At 68.4% G+C, this 20,067-nt stretch carries 19 protein-coding genes; 12 read left to right on the top strand and 7 right to left on the bottom strand.

The window, feature by feature from the left end; all coding sequences use genetic code 11:
* Positions 1–65: 65 nt before the first annotated feature.
* From ACQEWB_RS15350 to ACQEWB_RS15330, 5 genes are read left to right on the top strand one after another with little or no spacing between them, the layout of a single operon-like run.
* Positions 66–1,415 (top strand): extracellular solute-binding protein, encoded by a 1,350-nt coding sequence (locus ACQEWB_RS15350; protein WP_432831162.1) that lies wholly within the window; start codon positions 66–68, stop codon positions 1,413–1,415.
* Positions 1,412–2,353: a carbohydrate ABC transporter permease gene (locus ACQEWB_RS15345; protein WP_432831160.1), complete on the top strand. Its 942-nt coding sequence runs from the start codon at positions 1,412–1,414 to the stop codon at positions 2,351–2,353. The genes ACQEWB_RS15350 and ACQEWB_RS15345 overlap by 4 nt, the downstream gene beginning before the upstream one ends.
* Complete coding sequence (locus ACQEWB_RS15340; protein WP_432831158.1) at positions 2,350–3,219, top strand: carbohydrate ABC transporter permease; 870 nt, start codon at positions 2,350–2,352, stop codon at positions 3,217–3,219. The genes ACQEWB_RS15345 and ACQEWB_RS15340 overlap by 4 nt, the downstream gene beginning before the upstream one ends.
* Entirely contained in the window at positions 3,216–4,184 is a 969-nt protein-coding gene (locus tag ACQEWB_RS15335) for an arabinan endo-1,5-alpha-L-arabinosidase (protein WP_432831156.1), read from the top strand. Before ACQEWB_RS15340 ends, ACQEWB_RS15335 begins: the two co-directional genes overlap by 4 nt.
* 21 nt (positions 4,185–4,205) lie before the next feature.
* Positions 4,206–5,720 carry an alpha-N-arabinofuranosidase gene (locus ACQEWB_RS15330; protein ID WP_432831154.1) on the top strand — a complete coding sequence of 505 codons (1,515 nt, stop codon included), beginning with the start codon at positions 4,206–4,208 and terminating at the stop codon, positions 5,718–5,720.
* Between the two features lie 18 nt (positions 5,721–5,738).
* Here ACQEWB_RS15330 and ACQEWB_RS15325 read toward each other — a convergent pair whose 3' ends face one another.
* Both ACQEWB_RS15325 and ACQEWB_RS15320 read right to left on the bottom strand, forming a co-directional pair.
* Positions 5,739–6,899 (bottom strand): hypothetical protein, encoded by a 1,161-nt coding sequence (locus tag ACQEWB_RS15325; RefSeq protein ID WP_432831152.1) that lies wholly within the window; start codon positions 6,897–6,899, stop codon positions 5,739–5,741.
* Positions 6,900–7,000: 101 nt separating this feature from the next.
* Positions 7,001–9,937: a glycoside hydrolase family 35 protein gene (locus ACQEWB_RS15320; protein ID WP_432831150.1), complete on the bottom strand. Its 2,937-nt coding sequence runs from the start codon at positions 9,935–9,937 to the stop codon at positions 7,001–7,003.
* Between the two features lie 250 nt (positions 9,938–10,187).
* Here ACQEWB_RS15320 and ACQEWB_RS15315 point away from each other — a divergent pair, with 250 nt between their 5' ends.
* Together ACQEWB_RS15315 and ACQEWB_RS15310 are read left to right on the top strand one after the other, a co-directional pair.
* Positions 10,188–10,646, top strand: coding sequence for an RrF2 family transcriptional regulator (locus ACQEWB_RS15315; protein WP_432831148.1), 459 nt, complete (start codon positions 10,188–10,190; stop codon positions 10,644–10,646).
* A 153-nt stretch (positions 10,647–10,799) separates the two neighbouring features.
* Positions 10,800–11,711: a sulfite exporter TauE/SafE family protein gene (locus ACQEWB_RS15310; RefSeq protein ID WP_432831146.1), complete on the top strand. Its 912-nt coding sequence runs from the start codon at positions 10,800–10,802 to the stop codon at positions 11,709–11,711.
* Here ACQEWB_RS15310 and ACQEWB_RS15305 read toward each other — a convergent pair whose 3' ends face one another.
* A complete protein-coding gene (locus ACQEWB_RS15305; protein ID WP_432831144.1) occupies positions 11,712–12,560 on the bottom strand; it encodes an intradiol ring-cleavage dioxygenase in 849 nt (282 codons plus the stop codon).
* 280 nt (positions 12,561–12,840) lie between these two features.
* Here ACQEWB_RS15305 and ACQEWB_RS15300 point away from each other — a divergent pair, with 280 nt between their 5' ends.
* Positions 12,841–13,491, top strand: a complete 651-nt coding sequence (locus ACQEWB_RS15300) for a DUF4360 domain-containing protein (protein ID WP_432831142.1) — start codon at positions 12,841–12,843, stop codon at positions 13,489–13,491.
* 53 nt (positions 13,492–13,544) lie between these two features.
* Here the strand turns inward: ACQEWB_RS15300 and ACQEWB_RS15295 are convergent, their stop codons facing one another.
* Positions 13,545–14,318, bottom strand: a complete 774-nt coding sequence (locus ACQEWB_RS15295; RefSeq protein ID WP_432831140.1) for an intradiol ring-cleavage dioxygenase — start codon at positions 14,316–14,318, stop codon at positions 13,545–13,547.
* A gap of 273 nt (positions 14,319–14,591) precedes the next feature.
* On the opposite strand from ACQEWB_RS15295, the gene ACQEWB_RS15290 reads away from it, so the two are divergent.
* From ACQEWB_RS15290 to ACQEWB_RS15275, 4 genes are all read left to right on the top strand, one after another.
* Complete coding sequence (locus ACQEWB_RS15290) at positions 14,592–14,990, top strand: effector-associated constant component EACC1 (RefSeq protein WP_432831138.1); 399 nt, start codon at positions 14,592–14,594, stop codon at positions 14,988–14,990.
* A 26-nt stretch (positions 14,991–15,016) separates the two neighbouring features.
* Positions 15,017–16,474: a caspase family protein gene (locus tag ACQEWB_RS15285; protein WP_432831136.1), complete on the top strand. Its 1,458-nt coding sequence runs from the start codon at positions 15,017–15,019 to the stop codon at positions 16,472–16,474.
* A 148-nt stretch (positions 16,475–16,622) separates the two neighbouring features.
* Positions 16,623–17,426 (top strand): SDR family oxidoreductase, encoded by an 804-nt coding sequence (locus ACQEWB_RS15280; protein ID WP_432831134.1) that lies wholly within the window; start codon positions 16,623–16,625, stop codon positions 17,424–17,426.
* A 128-nt stretch (positions 17,427–17,554) separates the two neighbouring features.
* On the top strand, positions 17,555–18,448 hold the full coding sequence (locus tag ACQEWB_RS15275) for a helix-turn-helix transcriptional regulator (protein WP_432831132.1): 894 nt from the start codon (positions 17,555–17,557) through the stop codon (positions 18,446–18,448).
* 16 nt (positions 18,449–18,464) lie between these two features.
* On the opposite strand, the gene ACQEWB_RS15270 is transcribed toward ACQEWB_RS15275, so the two are convergent.
* From ACQEWB_RS15270 to ACQEWB_RS15260, 3 genes are read right to left on the bottom strand one after another with little or no spacing between them, the layout of a single operon-like run.
* The gene (locus ACQEWB_RS15270; RefSeq protein ID WP_432831130.1) at positions 18,465–18,965 is read right to left on the bottom strand and encodes a hypothetical protein; all 501 of its coding nucleotides are present in this window, start codon (positions 18,963–18,965) and stop codon (positions 18,465–18,467) included.
* On the bottom strand, positions 18,949–19,191 hold the full coding sequence (locus ACQEWB_RS15265; RefSeq protein WP_432831128.1) for a DUF397 domain-containing protein: 243 nt from the start codon (positions 19,189–19,191) through the stop codon (positions 18,949–18,951). The genes ACQEWB_RS15270 and ACQEWB_RS15265 overlap by 17 nt, the downstream gene beginning before the upstream one ends.
* On the bottom strand, positions 19,188–19,973 hold the full coding sequence (locus ACQEWB_RS15260; protein ID WP_432831126.1) for a Scr1 family TA system antitoxin-like transcriptional regulator: 786 nt from the start codon (positions 19,971–19,973) through the stop codon (positions 19,188–19,190). Before ACQEWB_RS15260 ends, ACQEWB_RS15265 begins: the two co-directional genes overlap by 4 nt.
* Positions 19,974–20,067: the final 94 nt, after the last annotated feature.

Here is a 20,067-nt window from a genome sequence, read left to right as displayed (position 1 = left end):
TCCTATCTACGGTCCCGTTCGAAGCCACGGGCATGATTCGATATATCGAACAGATAGGGCAGGGCATGGGACGACCTGACCTGAATCGCAGGCACGTGCTGGGCGGGCTCGGCGGGCTCCTCGTCGCCGGCAGCCTCGGCTTCGCCGCGCTGGGCACCGGTGCCGACGCGCTCGCCTCCACGGCCCGCACCCGGGTGCGGTACTGGAACCTCTTCAGCGGCGGCGACGGATCGAACATGATCGCGATGCTGGACTCCTTCCGCAAGGAGCACCCCGACATCGCGGTGAAGGACTCCACCCTCCAGTGGGGCAGCCCCTTCTACACCAAGCTCGCCATGGCCGCCGCCGGCAACCGCGCCCCCGAACTCGGCGTCATGCACATGGGCCGGGTCGCGGGCTTCTCGCCGGGCCGCCTTCTCGACCCCTGGGACGTCGACCTGCTCGCCGAGTACGGCGTGCGGGAGTCGGACTACAACCCCGCGCTGTGGCAACGCGGGGTCATCGACGGCAAGTTGTACGCCCTCCCGCTCGACATCCACGTACAGCTCTGCTTCTACCGCAAGGACGTGCTGAAGAAGGCGGGGCTGCTCGGCGACGACGGCCGGATGATCCCGGTGACCTCCACCACCGAGTGGTTCGACGTCCTGAAGAAGGCCAAGCAGGCCCAGAAGAAGGGCCTGCAGACGATCGGTCTGTGGACCAACGACCAGAACTTCCAGTGGTGGTTCTTCGTCGCCTTCTACACCCAGCTCGGCGGCCAGTGGTTCGACGACGCCCGCACCCAGGTCCTCTTCGACACCGACAAGGCCACCCAGGTACTGGAGTTCTTCCGGCAGCACGTCACCGACGGGTACGTCGTCCCGGGCGCGCCCACCGGCGAGCAGTTCATCAACGGCGCCCCCTTCACCTGGGAGGGCAACTGGTCGGTGCCGGTCTTCTCCGCCGCCAAGCTCGACTACGGCGCGACCCCGCTGCCGCCCGTCTTCGGCAGACAGGCCACCCACGCCGAGTCGCACTCCTTCGTCCTCCCGCACCAGACGGGCCGCGGCGGCGCCACCAACGAGGCCGCGCACGAACTCGCCGCCTACGTCGTCCGGCACGCCCTCCAGTGGGCCGCCGGCGGCCACATCCCGGCGTACACACCGACCCTGTCCACGGCCGCGTACAAGAAGCTCCAGCCGCAGAACGAGTACGTCTCCGCCATGGACCACCAGGCCACCGAGCCGAAGGTGTGGTTCGCGGGCTCCACCGGCATCCTCGCCCAGGACCTCGGCCCGCTGGTCGTCTCCTCCACCATGGGCTCCGCGGGGCCGGCCTCGGTCGCGCGGAAGATGAAGAACCAGCTCGTCAGGCTCCTCGCCTCGAAGAACCCCATGGACGGGAAGACCGCCGCGCAGGGAGGTGCCGTCGCATGACGGCCAACGCCGAGACCGTCGTCGTATCGCCGCGGGTGCGGACCGCCACGGCCACCGCGGCCGTCCGCCGCAAACAGGGCTTCCAGCACGGCGGTTGGTTCATCGCCCCCTTCCTGCTCCTCTTCGTGCTGTTCGTGATCTGGCCGCTGCTGCGCGGCGTCTACCTCAGCTTCACCGACGCCAACATCTCCGGCGAGGGCGCGAGCTTCATCGGCCTCGACAACTACCGCGAGGCGCTGCACGACCCGATGATGTGGGACGCGCTCGGCCACAGCGCGTACTTCACCCTCCTCGTCGTGCCCTGCATCACCGTCCTCGCCTTCCTCCTCGCGATGCTCGCCCACAACATCGAGCGCGGTAAGTGGCTGTGGCGCCTGTGCTTCTTCGCGCCCTTCCTCCTCCCCTCCACGGTCGCGGGCAACATGTGGCAGTGGCTGTTCACCCAGGGCATCGGCCTCTTCAACGAGACCCTCGGCATCCAGACGCCCTGGCTGACCGACAAGTCGTACGCCATGATCGCCATCGTCATCGAGACCCTGTGGTGGACGGTCGGCTTCAGCTTCCTGCTCTACCTCGCAGCCCTCCAGGGCATCCCCGCCCACCTCTACGAGGCCGCCAAGCTCGACGGCGCGAACGCCTGGCACCGCATGCTCCACGTCACCCTGCCGATGCTGCGCAACATCACCGGCCTGGTGATCGCCCTCCAGGTCCTCGCCTCGCTCCAGCTCTTCGACCAGGCGGTGGTGATGTTCGACTTCGGCACCGGGCCGGAGAACAGCACCCGGCCGTTCGTGCAGTACACCCTCGAACAGGGCTTCACCAGCTACCGCGTGGGCTACGCCTCCGCGATGTCCATCATCTTCTTCGTGATCATCGCAGTCGTCGCCCTGGCCCGGATGTGGCTGCTGCGCAACCGTGAGGAGGGCGGCGCCCGATGACCACCGCCGTACGGCCCCGTGTCCGCAAGGAGAGGCCCCGCAAGCCCTGGACGCCGACTCAGATCGTCCTCACGCTGCTCGGCGTCGCCGTCTCCGCCGTGTTCGTGGCGCCGATCGCCGCGGCCCTTTTCACCTCGCTCAAGTCCGAGGCGGAGGCGGCCGAGATCCCGCCGCACTGGCTGCCGAGGACGTTCACGACCCAGGCCTGGCGGGCGCTGTGGTCGACCGGGAACATCGGCGACTGGTTCATCAACTCGCTGGTCGTCTCGGTCCTGGTGACCGCCATCGTGCTGACCGTCGCGGCCCTCGCCGGATACGGCTTCGCCCGCACCGAGTTCCGCGGCAAGAAGGCCCTGATGGGCGTCGTGATGTCGGGCCTGATGGTCTCCCCTGCGGTCCTCGGCGTCCCCCTCTTCACCACCGTGCAGCAGATGGGCATGGTCGACACCTACTGGGGCATGATCCTGCCCCAGTGCGCGCCCGCCGCGATGGTCTACATCCTCTACAAGTTCTTCCAGGGCATCCCGCACGAACTGGAGGAGGCCGCCTTCATCGACGGCGCGGGCCGCTGGCGCGTCTTCTTCACGATCGTCCTCCCGCTCTCCCGCCCCTCCCTCGCCGCGGTCGGCATCTTCACCTTCATCGCCTCGTGGAACAACTTCCTGTGGCCCTACATGGTGACCAACAACCCCGACCTGATGACCATGCCGAACGGCATCGCGACCGTCATGAACTCCTACGGCATCCAGTGGGCCCAGCTCATGGCCGGCGGCCTGATGGCGGGCCTCCCGCTGATCGTCGTCTTCGTCTTCTTCCAGCGCCAGATCGTGGCGGGTGTCGCTCACACGGGATTGGCGGGACAGTGAGAATCCGCAGAGCGCTTACGGCCGTGACGGTCGCCGCCTTCCTGGCCTTCCTCCCCAACGCGGCCCAGGCGGCCGAGAGTTACCCCGACCCACTCCCCATCACCGGCCAGCAGATCATCCACGACCCGACCGTCGTCCACCTCAAGTCCGGTGGCTATGTCGCCTATTCGACCGGCGGCATCATCGGCGCCCGCACGTCGAAGGACCTGCGGCAGTGGGACGACGCGGGCAACGCCTTCGCCACGCCGCCGAGTTGGTGGTACGAGTACAACGCCACCGGCGATCCCTGGGCACCGGACATCTCCTACCGCAACGGCCGCTACTGGCTTTACTACGCCGTCTCGTCCTGGGGCACCAACCACTCCGCGATCGGCGTGGCCACCTCCCCGACCGGCCTCCCCGGCACCTGGACCGACCACGGCAAGGCGTTCACCTCGGAGACGATGGACACCTGGAACGCCATCGACCCCGCGATCATCCGGGCCGACGGCCGCCTGTGGATGGCGTTCGGCTCGTACTGGACCGGCATCCGCATGGTCGAGCTGGACCCGCGCACGGGCAAGGCGATCCCCGGAGCGACGGTCGCCCACCTCGCCACCCGCCCGGACGCCCCGTACGCGGTCGAAGGGCCGTACATCGTCAAGCACGGCCGCTACTACTACCTCCTCGCCTCCTACGACGCCTGTTGTGCGGGAGTGAACTCCACGTACAAGATCAGGGTGGGCCGCTCGACAAAGGTGACGGGCCCCTACGAGGACAGCACCGGCAAGCCCCTCCTGGAAGGCGGCGGCGACCTCCTGCTCGCCGGCCACGGTCGCTACGTCGGCACGGGCGGCGAGTCGGTCTTCCGCACGCACGGCCAGGACTGGCTGGCGTACCACTACTACGACGCAACCGACAACGGCACCCCGAAGCTGGGCCTGAACCGGCTTGGTTGGGTGCATGACTGGCCTGTTGTCAAGTAATCCCGTTTTCGAAAGGTCCCCATGAGCACCACCGCCCGCTTCACCCTCGACCCCGCCTTCACCGTCGGCGAGGTCAACCCCCGTCTCTTCGGATCCTTCGTCGAACACCTCGGCCGCTGTGTGTACACGGGCGTCTTCGAGCCGGGCCACCCCACCGCCGACGAGGACGGCATCCGGCAGGACGTCCTCGGACTCGTCCGTGAGCTCGGCGTCACCGCCATCCGCTACCCCGGCGGCAACTTCGTCTCCGGCTACAAGTGGGAGGACTCCGTCGGCCCCGCCGAGGACCGCCCCCGCCGTCTCGACCTGGCCTGGCGCTCCACGGAGACCAACCGCTTCGGCCTCTCCGAGTACATCGCCTTCCTGAAGAAGGTCGGCCCCCAGGCCGAGCCCATGATGGCCGTCAACCTCGGTACCCGGGGCGTCGCCGAGGCCCTCGAACTCCAGGAGTACGCCAACCACCCCGCCGGCACCGCCCTGTCCGACCTCCGGGTCGCGCACGGCGACAAGGACCCCTTCGGCATCAAGCTGTGGTGCCTCGGCAACGAGATGGACGGCCCCTGGCAGACCGGCCACAAGACCGCCGAGGAGTACGGCCGCGTGGCCGCCGAGACGGCCCGCGCCATGCGCCAGATCGACCCGGACGTCGAACTCGTCGCGTGCGGCTCCTCCAGCCAGTCCATGCCGACCTTCGCCGCGTGGGAGGCGACGGTCCTGGAGGAGACCTACGACCTCGTCGACCACATCTCCCTGCACGCCTACTACCAGCCCGAGGACGGCGACGTCGACTCCTTCCTCGCCTCCGCCGTCGACATGGAGTCCTTCATCGAGAACGTGGTCGCCACCGCCGACCACATCGGCGCCAAGCTGAAGTCGAAGAAGAAGATCAACCTCTCCTTCGACGAGTGGAACGTCTGGTACATCTCGCAGTGGCACGAGATCGAGAACTCCGGCGCGCGGGACTGGGCGGAGGCCCCGCGGCTCCTGGAGGACAACTACAGCGTCATGGACGCGGTCGTCTTCGGCTCGCTCCTCGTCGCACTGCTGCGGCACGCCGACCGCGTCACGGTGGCCTGCCTCGCCCAGCTCGTCAACGTCATCGCCCCGATCATGACCGAGCCCGGCGGCCCCGCCTGGCGCCAGACGACCTTCTTCCCCTTCGCCCAGGCCTCGCGGTACGGCCGCGGCGAGGTCCTCGACGTCCGGGTGGACTCACCGACGTACGAGACGAAGAAGTACGGCGAGGCCGACCTGCTGCACGCCACCGCCGTGCGCGCCGAGGACGGCACCGTCACCGTCTTCGCCGTCAACCGCAGCCGGACGGAGGCGCTGCCGCTCGAAGTCGCCCTGAACGGCCTCGACCTGACGTCCGTCGTCGAGCACAGCGTCCTCGCCGACGCCGATCCCGACGCCCGCAACACCCTCGACGACCCCGAGCGGGTCGCCCCGCACGCCGCCGAGGGCACCGCGCTGACGGACGGCACCCTCACCGCCGTACTCGAACCGCTGTCGTGGAACGTGATCCGGCTGGCATAGACGGCTTTCGGCGGACGGTCATCGCTCGATGTGCGCCTGCGCGGGCGGGTACGGGGACGAGGACGTCGTGCCTACGGCCCAGTAGCCGCCCGTGCCGGGGATCGCGGCAAGTGCCGTGGTCAGTACGGGAGTTGTGGCGGTCGCGCCGCGCTCGCTCACCCAGGTGCCGGCCTCCCACCGGAGGTGGTGCGCGCGGGTCTGGTCCCAGAAGTCCCAGCCCGCGATGCGGTCGGGGCCGCCCTGGCCGTCGTCGACGATCGCGGTGAGCGTGCCGACGGTGAACGGGGCGGTGACGGTGTTCCAGGCGTCGCCGTCCCAGTGGCGGAGGGTGACGCTCGGGGGTTTGCCGGGCGGGCCGCCGACTCCGTAGTCGTAGCCGGTGAGCCAGATGTCGTCGGCGGCGACCGGGAGGAGGTCCGTGACGTTGGGGCGGAGGCCGGCGGGGACGGGCAGTTCGGTCCAACTCTCCCCGTCCCAGCGGGCGATGAGCGCGCTGTCGTAGACCCAGACCTCCCCGGAGCGGGTCACACGGACGCCCGACGGGGCGATCGTGGGCGCGCTCGGGGGCGTCGGCTGCCAGGTCAGCTCCGTGCCGTGGGCGTGCAGCAGGACGGAGCCGTCCGAGTTGCGGCCGGAGAGCCAGAGGTCGCCGTCCGGGGCCACCGCGACACCGGTCAGCGAGGTGCCGCTCGCGCCCCGGCCGGGGAAGTCGGTCTCCCGCCAGGTCGTGCCGTCCCAGGAGAGCAGGTGGGCGGTGCCGTACTGGTCGGCGCCGACGGTCCAGGCGCCGGTGGCGGAGGCGGCGACGGAGCGCAGGTAGCCGTTGAAGCCCAGGCGGTCGATGTCCAGCTGGGTCCAGTTCCGGCCGTCCCAGAGGAGGGCGAGCGGGTAGCCGCGGGTGCCGCCGTTGCGCCCCTCCTCGCCGACGGCCCAGGCGAGGTCGGGGGAGGCGGCCGCCACGCCGAGCAACTGGGCGGCGGGCAGACAGTCCGGGGCGGTCACGGCCTGCCACTCGTGCGGCTCCCCGGCGGTGGCCGAGCGGACGCCGCTCGCGGACGCGGCCGTGGCCGTGGCCGCTTGGGACGGGCCGTCCGAGGCCGACGCGCCCGCACTCGCCGAGGCCAGGCCCAGCCCGGCCCCGGAACCGACTAATCCGCTGATGAATCGCCGTCTTCGCACGAGATTGCCTCCCCCTGGAGCGGGCCGCGGAGCCAACACCGTGAACCAGCCCGCAGCAGAAGGCAATGCGCGCGGACGCCCTTTTCAGGCCATACCGCAGGTCATACGGCGGTGACCGGCACCCCTCCCGCCGCCGCCCCCAGCAGCGTCAGCCGCACGTCCGACGGCCCCGCCGGTGTGGTCCCGTCGGACAGGACCGCCAGGGCGAGTGTGTTGGTGCCACGTGTGCGGAGGATCCCGTTCGGGAGCGCGAAGGTGTGCTGCGGACCCACGTCGTTGATGTACTGGCCCATGTTCCAGCCGTTCAGGAAGATCTGGACGCGGTACGCGCGGGCCGGGTCGTCGTCGAGGACGAGCCCGATCGAGGCGTCGATGCCCGCGTCCACGGCGAGCTTGAAGCTCGTCCGGTACCAGGTCACCCCCTGCCGCCGGTCCGCCCGTGGCAGTTCGGCCGTCTGCCAGCCGCCGTCGGCGTGGTCCGGCAGATGCCAGCCGTGCCGCTCGCCGTACAGCCCGCCGTTGTTCTGCGGCCCGCGCACGGGGTCGGGCGCCGCCTCGCCCTGGATCCGCCAGGTCACCTTCGGGGTGGCCCCAGCGAAGGTGACCGCGGTCAGCCCGCGCGCCACCTTGTGGGTGTCCTGCGCCTTGCCGTCCTGGTCGTGCTGCATCCGCCGCACCAGCACGGACAGCACCCGCGGCCCGTCCGCACGCAGTCCCTGGGGTACGTCGAACGCCGCGGTGGCGGCCCAACTCCCTTGCCGCACACTGCTGTTGTCCGGCACCGGCATCCGGTGCGTGCCCAGCGCCCGACCGTCCAGCCAGGCCATCAGCAGCCCCTGGGTGCCCGTGCTGTAGGCGAGGGACACGGACTCCGCGCCGAGCGCCTCCGTGAGGTGCCCGCGGTACCAGACGTCGCCGTAGTGGAAGCCGTAGTCGTCGGCGAAGAGGACGGGCTGTCCGTCGGGGACGGGGGTGGTGCTGTAGGTGGTGGTCCGGTCGGCGGCCTTCCAGGTGGAGTCGTCGTAGCCGAGCGCGGCTTCCGGGTTCTCGGTCTTCCGCCGCCACCCGGCACGCAGCGCGGGAAGGGTGACAGCCCCGACCCCCGGCAGGGACTGCGCGGCCCGCAGACTCCCCGACGCCGAGGTCCGCACCTTCAACTCTCTCCCGTTCCACGACACTTCACGCAGCCCGCGCGGCCCCCACACCTCCAGCTCCGCGGCCCGCACGGTGTCCCCGGTTAGCTTCACCGCCGTACCACTGACCGCGGCGGTCCGCAGCAGGGCGGGCCCGTACACCAGCACCGGGCCGGACGGCGTCTCGTGCGGCCACAGTCGTACGGACGTCTCGTCGTCCGCGAGGAGCAGCAGCAGCGGGGTGCCGACCCCGCCGCCGGACACCAACACCCGCGTAAGTCCGCCCAGTTGGGCTTCGATCCGGAGCAGCCCGTCCGCGTACGAGTACTCGGCGTCCCCCTCCACCACGGTCACTGTCGGCCGCGTCGCGCACTCCAGCGCGGTCACCGTCGCCTCGCCCGGACGTCCGGTGAGCACGGCGATCTCCTGGCGCCCGGCGGTGAGCGCCAGCATGGGCTGGGCGTTGGACCAACGCACCTTGCGCCTGCCCAACCTGACCCCGGCGGCGAGCAGCCGCGCGTCCTGCGCCGGGACGGTGACGGGCGCGTCGATGCCGGGCACGGCCGAAGTGACCGGCTGCTTGCCGTCGTTGCGCACGACGTAGACTTGGGCGCCGGTGTCCGGGTTGGCCAGGTGGTACACCTTCAGCCCGTCCGCCTTGACGTCGGCGGCGCGATCCAGTTTCGCGAAGTCCGGTACGTGGTGCAGCAGATGACCGAGCTGGTGCATCGGCACGAGCTTCTCCGTGGCCTGCCGTCCCTCGTCGATGGCCGCCCCGTAGTCGTACGAGGTGTACACGACCGGCGCGGGCAGCCAGCCCCAGGAGGTGCCGCCGAAGGTCATGTAGACGCTGTGCAGGGTGATGCCGTTGGCGAAGTTGGTGAGGTAGAAGCGCCGTTCGTAGGCGGCGTCCCGCTGCCGCCGTGACTCGGCATACCCCTTCCCCTTGAACCAGACCCCGCCCCAGGGATCGAACCAGCCCCCGCCGAACTCCGGTACGAACCCGGGGGTTTGGGGACTTGCCGTAGCCCCGCCCTTCACCCCACCCACCCCGAAGTGCCCCCAGTCGGGCGGCGCGAGCGTCGGCGACGGATACCCGTCGAACCCGTACAGCCAACCCCCCTCCTCCCCACCGGTGTCGAAGGCCCCCGGGATCCAGAACCCGTTCCTGCCCTTGTCGTTGTGGAACAGCGGTACGTCGATCCCGTCGGCCCGCACCTTCTTGTACAGGTGGGCCATGTAGTCCCGCCCGGCCGGCTCGGTGACGTGGGAGTCGTACTCGTTCTCGATCTGGTAGAGCAGGATCGTGCCGCCGCCGTCGGTGTACAGATGCCGGCGGGCGATGGCGTTCACCTGGTCGAGCCACTCGTCGACGTACTTCAGATAGGTCGGGTCCGAGGTCCGTGCCGTGCCCTTGGTGGCCGTCAGCCAGCCGGGGAAGCCGCCGCCGTCGATCTCCGCGTTGATGTAGGGGCCGGGGCGGAGGATGACGTAGATCCCCGTCTCGCTCGCCATCCGCAGGAAGAGGTCCAGGTCGCGGATGCCGGTGAAGTCGTAGGTCCCCGGCGCGGGGGAGTGGTAGTTCCACGACACGTAGATGCTGACCGCGTTGTAGCCGTGGGCGCGCATCTTCTGGAGCACGTCCCGCCACAGTGAGGGGCTCGGCAGCCGGAACGGGTGCATCTCGCCCGACCACAGCACCAGCCGCCTGCCGTCGACGACGAGCGAGTACCGGTCGAAGCCGATGGTGTGCCGCTTGCCGTCCGCGCCCGGCGGCGCGGGCGCGGGGCCCGTCGGCACGGTCGGCGCGGCATAGGCGCAGGTCGCGGCCCCGCTCCCGCCGAGCGCCAGCCCGAGTGCCGTGGTTCCGGCGAGGGCGCTGAAGGTACGTCTGCTGAGCCCCAAGGGACCCTCCCGTCGTGCCGGTCGGTCGGCGGTGCGTGCCAAGCGCTCCGCTGGCTGTGTTGACATGCGGCTTCGCCGCGGGGCCGCGATGTGCCGACTTTCGTCTGCAGAGCCGTCGTGGCTGGTCGCGCCCACGCGGCGAAGCCGCCAATCGATACAGCCCCGCGCCCCTTCAGAGCGCTGCCGAACCGCAGGCGACTTCGCCAGGATCTAGGTCATTGTGTACAGGTGGAGCCGCCACAATGGTGGTATGAGGATCTCGGCACGGGCGGATTACGCGGTACGGGCGGTTCTTGAGCTCGCCGTTCGGCAGGACGGCGGACCGGTGAAGGCTGAGGCCATCGCCGCCGAGCAGGACATCCCGCACAAGTTCCTGGAGGGGATCCTCGGCGATCTGCGGCGCGGCGGGATCGTCGACAGCCGGCGGGGCGGGGGCGGGGGCTACCGGCTGGCGCGGGAGGCGGCGAAGATCACCGTCGCGGACGTCATCCGCGCGGTGGACGGCCCGATCGTGTCGGTACGGGGCGAACGGCCGACGGGCCTCGAGTACACCGGCTCGGCGCAACCGCTCCTGCCCCTGTGGATCGCCCTGCGCGCCAACGTCCGCCGCATCCTGGAGGGCGTCACCATCGCCGACATCGCGTCGGACGCCCTGCCGGAACCGGTCCGGGAGCTGGCGGCGGAGCCGGCGGCCTGGGAGAACCCGTAGCCGATTTCCTCATCCCCGTCTCAGGCTCTCCTCAGCTTGACCCCCTAACGTCACCTCCCGTTCATCCCTACCTCTCCGGTGGGAAAACCAGGAAACCGAAGTCGGCGGCCCGGGACGGCGGACCGAACTCGGCGACACGGACGGGACCACCACATGCGCACGCTGATCCTGCTCGCCCTCGCGGGCCTGGGTGCCCAGCTCGTGGACGGCAGCCTCGGCATGGCGCACGGCGTGATCTCGACGGTGCTGCTGCTGGCCATGGGTACCACCCCGGCCGCCGCCTCGGCCATCGTCCACTTCGCGCAGATCGGCACCGGCCTGGTGTCCGGCGCCTCGCACGCGCGCTTCGGGAACGTCGACTGGAAGGTCGTGGCCCGGATCGGCGTCCCGGGTGCGGTGGGCGCGTTCATCGGGGCGACCCTGCTGTCCAACATGTCCACCGCGCTCGCGGAGCCGGTGATGGCGGTGATCCTGCTCGCCCTCGGCCTCTATGTCACCTACCGCTTCACGGTGCGCGGCGTGCCCAAGGGGAAGCTGGACCGGCCGCTGGGCAAGCGGTTCCTGGTGCCGGTCGGGCTGGTCGCCGGGTTCCTGGGCGCCACCGGCGGGGGCGGCTGGGGGCTCATCGGCACCCCGGCCCTGCTGGCCAGCGGACGCCTTGAGCCGCGCAAGGTGGTCGGTTCGGTCGACGCGAGCAAGGCGCTGGTGGCGGTCGCCGCGAGCCTGGGCTTCCTCTTCTCGCTCGGCTCGGACGGCGTGAACTGGTCGTGGGTGCTCGCGTTCCTCATCGGCGGCATGGTCATCGCCCCGGTCGCCGCCTGGCTGGCCCGCTTCGTGGCCCCGCGCATCCTGGGCTCGACGGTCGGCGGCCTCATCGTCCTGCTCAACGCCCGCACGCTGCTCGGCGGTGACTGGCTCGACGTGTCCGGAGCGGTCGCCACCTCCGTATACGTCCTCCTCTACGCCGTGTGGGCCGCCGCCCTGGCGTACTCGATCCGCGCCCACCGTCAGGAGAAGGCCGCGGAGGTCGAGCCCGCCGACGAGCGGCAGCCCGTCAGCGCCTGATCAGGAGGTGCTGACGCCCACGGTGAGGGTGGCCGTGTAGCCGTCGGACACGCTGGAGCCCAGCGCGGTCAGGGTGAGCAGGCCGGAGGAGGCACCGCCGTCGTCGTAGATGGTGTCGTCGTCGAGGGACGTCTCGGTCGTGGTGTTGTCGGAGTACGGCGAGCTCGCCTGGACCTCGGTGTTGATGTCCGGGTCGAAGAAGAGCTGACCGGTGTGGATGATCTCGCCGCCGGTGTACGAGTCGTCGGTGAGCGTCACGTCCGTGTGCACCCGCATATGGACGTGCACCGCGCGCGAGACGTAGTGCCCCGGCCAGATGGACGTGATGTTGACCTGGCCGTTGGAGTCGGTCATCTGGCCGCCGCGCAGGAACGTGCCGTCGTCCTCCTCGGTGTGGCCGTTGCCCCCGACGAAGCCGGAGTACTCCCCGAGCGAGTCGCAGTGCCAGATCTCGACCAGCGCGTCGGCGAGCGGCGCGCAGTCGTTGGCCTGGTCGACCACGGTGAAGGTGTACTGGACCTCCACTCCTTCCTTGTCCTCCCTGATGTCCTCGCGGACCAGGGCCCCTTCGAGGGAGTACGGCCCCTCGGTGACCTCGGCGTTCAGGGTGCAGACGCCGGTGGAGGCGGAGGCCTCGGTGGACACGGTCGTGTCGGTGGCCGAGTCGGTGGTCGAGGTGACCGTGTCGGCCGAGGCGAGGCCGGCGTACATGAGACCGCCCGCCACGGCCACGGTGCCGCCGCCGATGAGGACGCGCCGGCGCTGGACGCCCTTGTCCCGGCGGTGCCGGGCGGGCTGCTGGGTGGGTTGTTCGTTCTGCTGCTCGTCGTGCTCGTTGTTTCCCGTCATGGGCAGGGAAGTTAGGGGCGAACCTGAAGGATTCCTTAATGTGCGGCTGTGAATGCCCTGGGGATGCACCCGTCAACGGCCGCTTATTTCAACAGAGTTCGGACACGGGCTCAGCATGTGAAATCCACACCTGTGAATGGCTTGAGTTCGCCCTGACCGCTTCGTGTGCGTCTTCCTACGATGCGGATCGCCTCGGTCCTTCACAGGAACCCCACTGTTTCTCCAAAGGTTCCGTGAAGGCCGGGGTGTGCCACCCCCCACTCACAGAACCGGAGAGACCATGATCCGTGGACTCCTGCTGAGCGGCGGCGTCGCCGCCCTGCTCACCACAGCGCTACCCGCGCAAGCCTCGTCCCCCGTGTTCGACAACCCGCCCCCGGACAAGATCGTCATCGACGTGGCGACGGTGAACGGCTCCGGCTGCCCCCAGGGCACCGCGGCCGTCGCCGTGTCCCCCGACAACACGGCCTTCACGGTGACGTACAGCCAGTACCTCGCTCAGGCCGGCGGCAACTCCGACCCGACGGCCTTCCGCAAGAACTGCCAGCTCAACCTGATCGTGCACGTCCCGCAGGGCTTCACCTACGCCATCGCCAGCGCCGACTACCGGGGCTTCCTCTCGCTCCAGCCGGGGGCGAGCGCCACGCAGAAGGCGTCGTACTACTTCCAGGGCTCCTCGACGACGGTGCCCAAGAGCCACCCGTTCAACGGCTCGTACAACGACGACTGGCAGGCCACCGACTCCACCGACTGGGCCCAACTGGTCTGGGCGCCCTGTGGAGTTCAGCGCAACTTCAACATCAACACCGAGCTGAGAGTGAACGCGGGCACCGCGAACCCGGGCAAGGTCAGCTTCATGACCATGGACTCGACGGACGGTGACATCAGCACGGTGTACCACCTGGCGTGGAAGGACTGCCCGGCTTCCTGAGACAGGTGCACAAGGGGGTGGCCCGTGGCGCGCGCGGGCCACCCCTGAGGGGCTCAGCTCTGGGAGACGCCGAGCGTGAGCGTGCCGGTGTAGCCGGAGGAGGTCGAACTGCCCAGGGCCGTCAGGGTGAGCAGGCCGGAGGAGGCGCCGCCGCCGTCGTAGATGGAGTCCTGGGAGAGCGTGGTGCGGGTGACCGTGTTCGTCGAGTACGGCGAGATCGCGGCGACCTTGGTGGTGATCGACTCGTCGAAGAAGAGCTGCCCGGTGTGGAGTTCGGTGCCGCCGGTGAACGAGCCGTCGGAGGTGAGCGTGACGCCGGTGTGCACCTTGACGTGGATGTGGATGCACCGGCCGCGGTACCAACCGGGGTAGATCGTGGTGATGTTGGCGACGCCGGAGGAGTTCGTCAGTACTCCGCCGCGCAGGAAGGTGCCGTCGTCGGCCTCGTTGTGGCCGTTGTTGCCGACGTAGCCGGAGTACTCGCCGAGGGCGTCGCAGTGCCAGATCTCCACCAGCGCGTTGGGGATGACGGTGCAGGCGGAGTTCACGACGGTGAGTGCGAGCTTGAGCGGGATGCCCGGCTTGCTCTCGGTGATGTCGGAGCGGACGAGCGCTCCGTCGAGGTAGTAGGGGCCTTCGGTCATCTCCTTGGTGAGCGTGCAGACGGCTGCCGCGGCGACGGGCGCGGTGTCGGCAGTGTCGACAGCGGTGGGAGTGCTGCCGGGCGCGGCGGCGGCCACGGCGAGCCCTGCGGCCGTGACGCCGGTGGCGATGAGCACGGTACGACGCCCGATCTGGGTCGGGGTTGCTTCCGGAGTGTCTGTCATGGACACGGCAGGCTAAGAGCGGTTTCTGTCGACAGGCTGTCAGTTGGGTAAAGTGACGGAACGTCAAGTTCCTTGCCGGACAAGGGGAAACGTGTACGCGTCCGCAGCGGGCTGGGGAAGGTCGCTCATGGCTGCGGCGGAGGCCTCCCCTACGCGAGGCGATGGCTCTGCTCGACGAAGCGCCGACGCACTCGCGTTGCCGAACACCCTGGTTTCCGCATGAAGGCCTCTATTGCATGGCTATCGTATGGATGAGTCGCATGGGGGTGGACTGTGCCGGTCTGTATCGATGTAGTCGTGGGCGACGATGAACCTCTGCGAGACCTGTTCCGGTGGTTACGGGAAGATCTGGACGTAGCCAACTACGCGGCAGTCACTCTCGCTCCGTCCGTCCCGGCCGACGGGGCGATGGGAGCCGTCGAGATCATCAACCTGGTCGTAGGGCAGGGGTTCACCGCTCTGAACTTAGCCCTGTCGTACGCTTCGTGGCGTGCAGCGCGCCCGGATGCCCCTACCGTGGTGATCCGAGTCGGGGACGCTTCACTCGCTGTCGCGGACGACTCAGCCGAAACTCTCCGGGCCATCGTGACGTTGCTGGAGGATCGGTCCTCCCGGCGCACTGGTACAGAGACCCCTGGCCGACAGAGCCGCACGACGGGTGAAACGGCCTGAGCATGTCACCACCCGCAAAGTCACGTGTGGTCATTGTCGGCGTCGACCACTACACATCGTTGGCCCCGCTGCCATCGGTCGCCCCTACGGTAAAGGCTCTTGCGGCACTGCTCCGGGCGGGCGACCTGTGGGGGGTGGGAGCCGAGCAATACACCCTCGTCCTGAACCCGCGTTCCCCCCAGCAGTTGCTGGACGCCGTCCATGAAGCGGCGACGGCCGCTCAGGACTCGTTCCTGTTCTACTTTGCGGGGCACGGTCTGCTCTCGCCTTCCGGAGACCTCCACCTCGGCCTGCCCGACTCTGACACCCAGCGGTTGTACCGGGCCGTCGCCTATGACGAGATCCGGCGCTTGATCAATGCGTGCCGAGCGACTCGGAAGGTGGTGATCCTGGACTGCTGTTACAGCGGACGCGCATTGCTCGGACACATGGGAGAAGAGGGCGAAGTCGCCCAGCAGGCTGCCATCGACGGCACGTATCTCATGACCGCGGCAGCCGAGACGAAGCAGGCACTGGCTCCGCCCGACGAGAAGTACACCGCATTCACCGGTGAGATCATCGAGGCTCTCGTCCGTGGAATTCCCACAGCTTCTGACCCCATCACGGCAGACGCCCTCTATTGGCACGTGCGGCAGGAGTTGGCCGCCAAGTCCCGTCCCGTTCCGCAACAGCGGGCACGCAATGCCGGGCACAGCATAAGCCTGCTCCATAACCGGTGGAGGGTTGAGAGTCGGCAACGCCCGAAAGCGTCGGACAGCCACATCGCAAACCATGTCCTTCCCCTACCGGACTCAGTCTCTGCTGAGGAGGGCATGGCGTTTTCCTCATCGCCGTCTCCACGCCGGCGAAGCTCAAGAAGAGCCCAGCTGCGTGATGCAGCCCTAAGCCTCGTGATGACGATCGTCGTAGCAGGTCCCATCGTCTACTGGCTCGGCCCTCATACCGGTTTGGTTCGGTCAGGCGAGGGCGGGGAGAGCAGTGCTTCGGTCAGTGCGAGTGCCGGCGAACACCAAGTGAAAGACGCTGTGTCCGACGTGGGGAAAATCAAGCTCAACACGCGCCAGACCATGAGGCTCGAAACCTGCGAAAGCGAACGACTCGCGATCGAGGCGCGCTCGGAGCGCGACACGTATGTCGGTGCCGAGCAGGTGAAGATCAGCGTGAGCATCCGGCATGACGAGGTCGATCTGCCGTGTCGCGTGAATCTGGCCCGCACCGCGCTCTCGATGTCGATTGACTCAACCGGTGAATGGGCATCCACTGAATGGTCCTCATCCTGGTGCAACGGCTATCACGACAACCGATGGGCCACCTTGGACCCGCAGGTCACGGTAACGCTGAAGTGGGACAGGCTGTCTCTGTCCAAGGAGACATGCCGGCACGACTCCGCCCTTTCGGTCGACGCCGGCACATACTTGGCCACGGTCAAACTAGGTTCTCTTCGGGCAAAAACATCCTTCACTCTCAAAGGCGACGGATTATGAGCCACGGCGAAGGTCATCACGTCGGCGCCGGTCGGCGCGCCAGGCAAGGGTGGCTCTCGCAGTACCTGTGTCACCAGGGTCTCCCAGACGTCCAAAACCCCTGTCAACCTGGTTGCGCATTTCTCCACGACAGAAGAGACGGAGACCAATGGTGGACGGTCAATTCGCCACTCACAAAGAACTTTTCGATCTGAGTGGGAAGTACGCCCTTGTCACTGGCGGCACCCGGGGAATTGGATTGATGATAGCGCGCGGCCTTCTCCAGGCGGGCGCTCGCGTCGTCATCAGCTCACGCAAGGCGGACGCGTGCGCGGAGGCACAGCATCTGCTGTCCGAATTCGGCGACGTTCAAGCAATCCCCGCCGACCTGTCCAGGCACGACGAGTGTCGGCGCCTCGCTGATCTTGTCACGGTCGACTCGGAGCGCCTGGACATCCTCGTCAACAACGCGGGAGCGATGTGGCGCGAGCCGTTGGCGACGTTCCCGGACGAGGCCTGGGACGAAGTGATCGACCTCAACCTCAAGTCGCCTTTCTGGCTGGTGCAGGCGTTGCTCCCCGCACTTCGCAAGGCGGGCACCGCCGATGATCCCGCGCGGATCATCAACATCGGCAGTATCGCCGCCATCCACGTCGCCGACTCGCCCAACTACTCGTACGCCGGCAGCAAAGCGGCACTCCATCAACTCACGAGGGTGCTTGGCAGAGAACTGGGCCCACAGCACGTCACGGTGAACGCGGTGGCACCGGGACCGTTCCCGTCGCAGATGATGGCGTCCACGCTCGATGCCATCGGCGACATGATCGCGGCGAAGGCCCCTCTGCGCCGGCTCGGCCGCGACGACGACATGGCGGGTACCGCCGTGTTTCTCGCCAGCCGGGCCGCGTCCTACCTCACGGGCGCCATCATCCCGGTAGACGGCGGCATCGCGACAACCGCATCAGGTACCTAGGCGTCGGCGCGAGGCCTTGGCGACGGCCGACGGCCCCTCGCGAACACCTCCGAGTCGGGTCTCAACGCAGTCGTGGGAGGTAACAGCAGTGCCTCCCTCGGACTGCGGGACGGGCTTACGGTGAGGGGATGACCTCGATGGATCCACGCACCGATATCCGGGAGTTTCTCAGCTCGCGTCGCGCCCGCATCACACCCGAGCAGGCGGGCCTGCCCGCTTACGGCGGCAACCGTCGGGTCAAAGGTCTGCGCCGAGAGGAGGTAGCGCTACTGGCGGGGGTATCAGTCGACTACTACGTGCGTATGGAGCGTGGCAGCCTCGCCGGTGCCTCCGACGGCGTGCTCGACGCGTTGGCCTCTGCCCTGCAACTCGACGAGGCCGAGCGCGACCACCTGTTCCACCTCGCGCGCCAATCCGGGGCGCCCGGCGGCCCACGTCGGCGCAGGCCTGCCGTGACGGTGCGCTCGACACTGAAGCAGGTGCTCGACGCCATCTCCGATGCGCCGGCCTGGATCTGCAACGGACGTTATGACGTGCTCGCCATGAATCAACTCGCCCGCGCGCTGTTTTCACCGGTGCTGGCCGATCCACGGCGGCCCGCGAACACGGCGCGGTTCGTCTATCTGGCTCCCGAGGCGGCCCAAGACTTCTTTGTCGACTACGACCACATCGCCGGTGACGCGGCCGCGAAGCTACGCATGGAAGCCGGCCGCAATCCGCACGACGAGGAGTTGATCGCCCTGGTCGGCGAACTGTCGACGTGCAGTGAGCTGTTCCGGCAGCGGTGGGCATCTCAGGACGTGCGGCTGCACCGGTCCGGACGCAAGCGGGTGCACCATCCCATCGTGGGCCGGCTCGACTTGGACGTCGAGTCCATGGAACTGCCCGCCGAACCCGGCCTGCACCTCACCGTCTACACCGCACCCGCGGGCACGCCGACCGCAGACAATCTGGCGCTCCTGGCATCGTGGGCGGCCACCCGACAGACGCTGGCTACCGAGCTCGAAGCACACAACGGATAGCCCACCCCAGGCTGGTTCAGGTGGCGACCAGCGAGGCGTGGATCCGCCTGACGGCACGCAGGATTTCGTCGCGGTTCCCCGCTTGCTTGATCCATGCCGGAAGGCGAGCCACCAAGGTCATCTTCTGACCGGTGTCGTACCAGGGTGCTCGTTCCCGCAGGGATGCCTGGACGAAACGACGGATCAGGTCGAGGTGTTCGAGGTTGTACGCCCACAACCACCCGTGCCGGGTCTCGACCTGGAGCCAGAGCGGTAGGCCGAAGTACGGATCCGTCGCGGGTTGAGCCGTGCCGCGGGAGAGCGTGACATCACGGCCGCTGCACACCCGTGACAGCCCGCAGTCACGACAGATCAGACGCCGAGGCCTGAACAGCATCCGGCCCCCGGCATCGGAGCCTTCGGGCGCCGGAACGACCCGGGCGGGCTTTTCGCAACCAGGGCACCGCACGGTGATCAAGTCGATGAAGTCGTACTCGGTGCGGCGCGGGTCCCGGAACCGATCAGAGGGCAAGGTCACGGATGAAGTCCGACCAGGCAGTGGGGGAGACGGCGAACTGCGGGCCCTGCGGGTCCTTGGAGTCGCGGAGGTGGATGGTGGTGGGGCAGGCGGCGACCTCTACGCAGTCGCCGTCGCCGCTGCTGCTGTAGCTGGACTTGCGCCAGGAGAGGGCGATCTCTACGCAGTCGCCGGATCCGCCACTGCTGTAGCTGCTCTTGAACCAGGCCAGTTCGGACGTGCTCATAGGTCTCCTCGCATCCGCTGCAACAGGCTCGTGGAGTCCCTGAGCGTAAGAGCCTGTGAGCGCATCCTGGCATACCGCATCTGGAGCATGCTGACCACTTTTGGATCAGCGATGAACTGGCCGCTTTCCTGGCCCTCGCAGTAGGCGAAACGCTGGTTGTCCGGCGTCTCCAGCAGTTGCACGGGCCCATCCAACCCGGCGTGAGTCTCCTGCACCGTCGGCATGATCTGGATCTCCACGTTCCGCAACTCCGCGATCTCCAGTACGTGATCGATGAGTTCCCACGTGACATCCACCCCGCCCGTCCGCCGCCGGAACAGATGCTCCTCCAGGATGAAGCCGAACGCCGTGTTCGGCCGTTCCCGCAGCAGCTGTTGGCGCTCCGCCCGTGCGACCCACTGGGCCTCGATCTGCTCGTCGTCCAGCGGCGGAAGCTGGTTCGTGAACAGCGTCCGCGCATACGCCTCCGTCTGCAACAACCCCGGAATCAACCGGCATTCATACGTGTACAACGTGATCGCGGTCGCCTCAAGCCGTGCCCACTTCCGGAACCACGTCGCCAGCCCCGGCTGCCGTACCACCGTAGGCAACGCCTTCCGCAACGCCCCCGTGTTCCCCGTAACCCCCTCCGCCCGGTCCACGTACACCGCGTCCGGCATCCGCCGCCCCAACTCCACCGACGCCACCGTGTGCTTGGAGAACCGCACCAGGTCGCCGAACTCCTCCCGGCTCAGCCCCGCATGCTCCCGCAGAGCCTGATGCACCGCCCCGAACGTCCGCATGCTGTCCGACGACTCCGGCTCACCGCCACCACCATCGACCACAGTCGGTCACCTCCCGCGCTCATGGTCACGGGCAGTCACATGTACTGTCCAG

It is taken from the genome of Streptomyces sp. CA-249302 (assembly GCF_050936785.1).
Taxonomy (GTDB): domain Bacteria; phylum Actinomycetota; class Actinomycetes; order Streptomycetales; family Streptomycetaceae; genus Streptomyces.
This window is presented reverse-complemented; position numbering and strand designations above follow the sequence as displayed.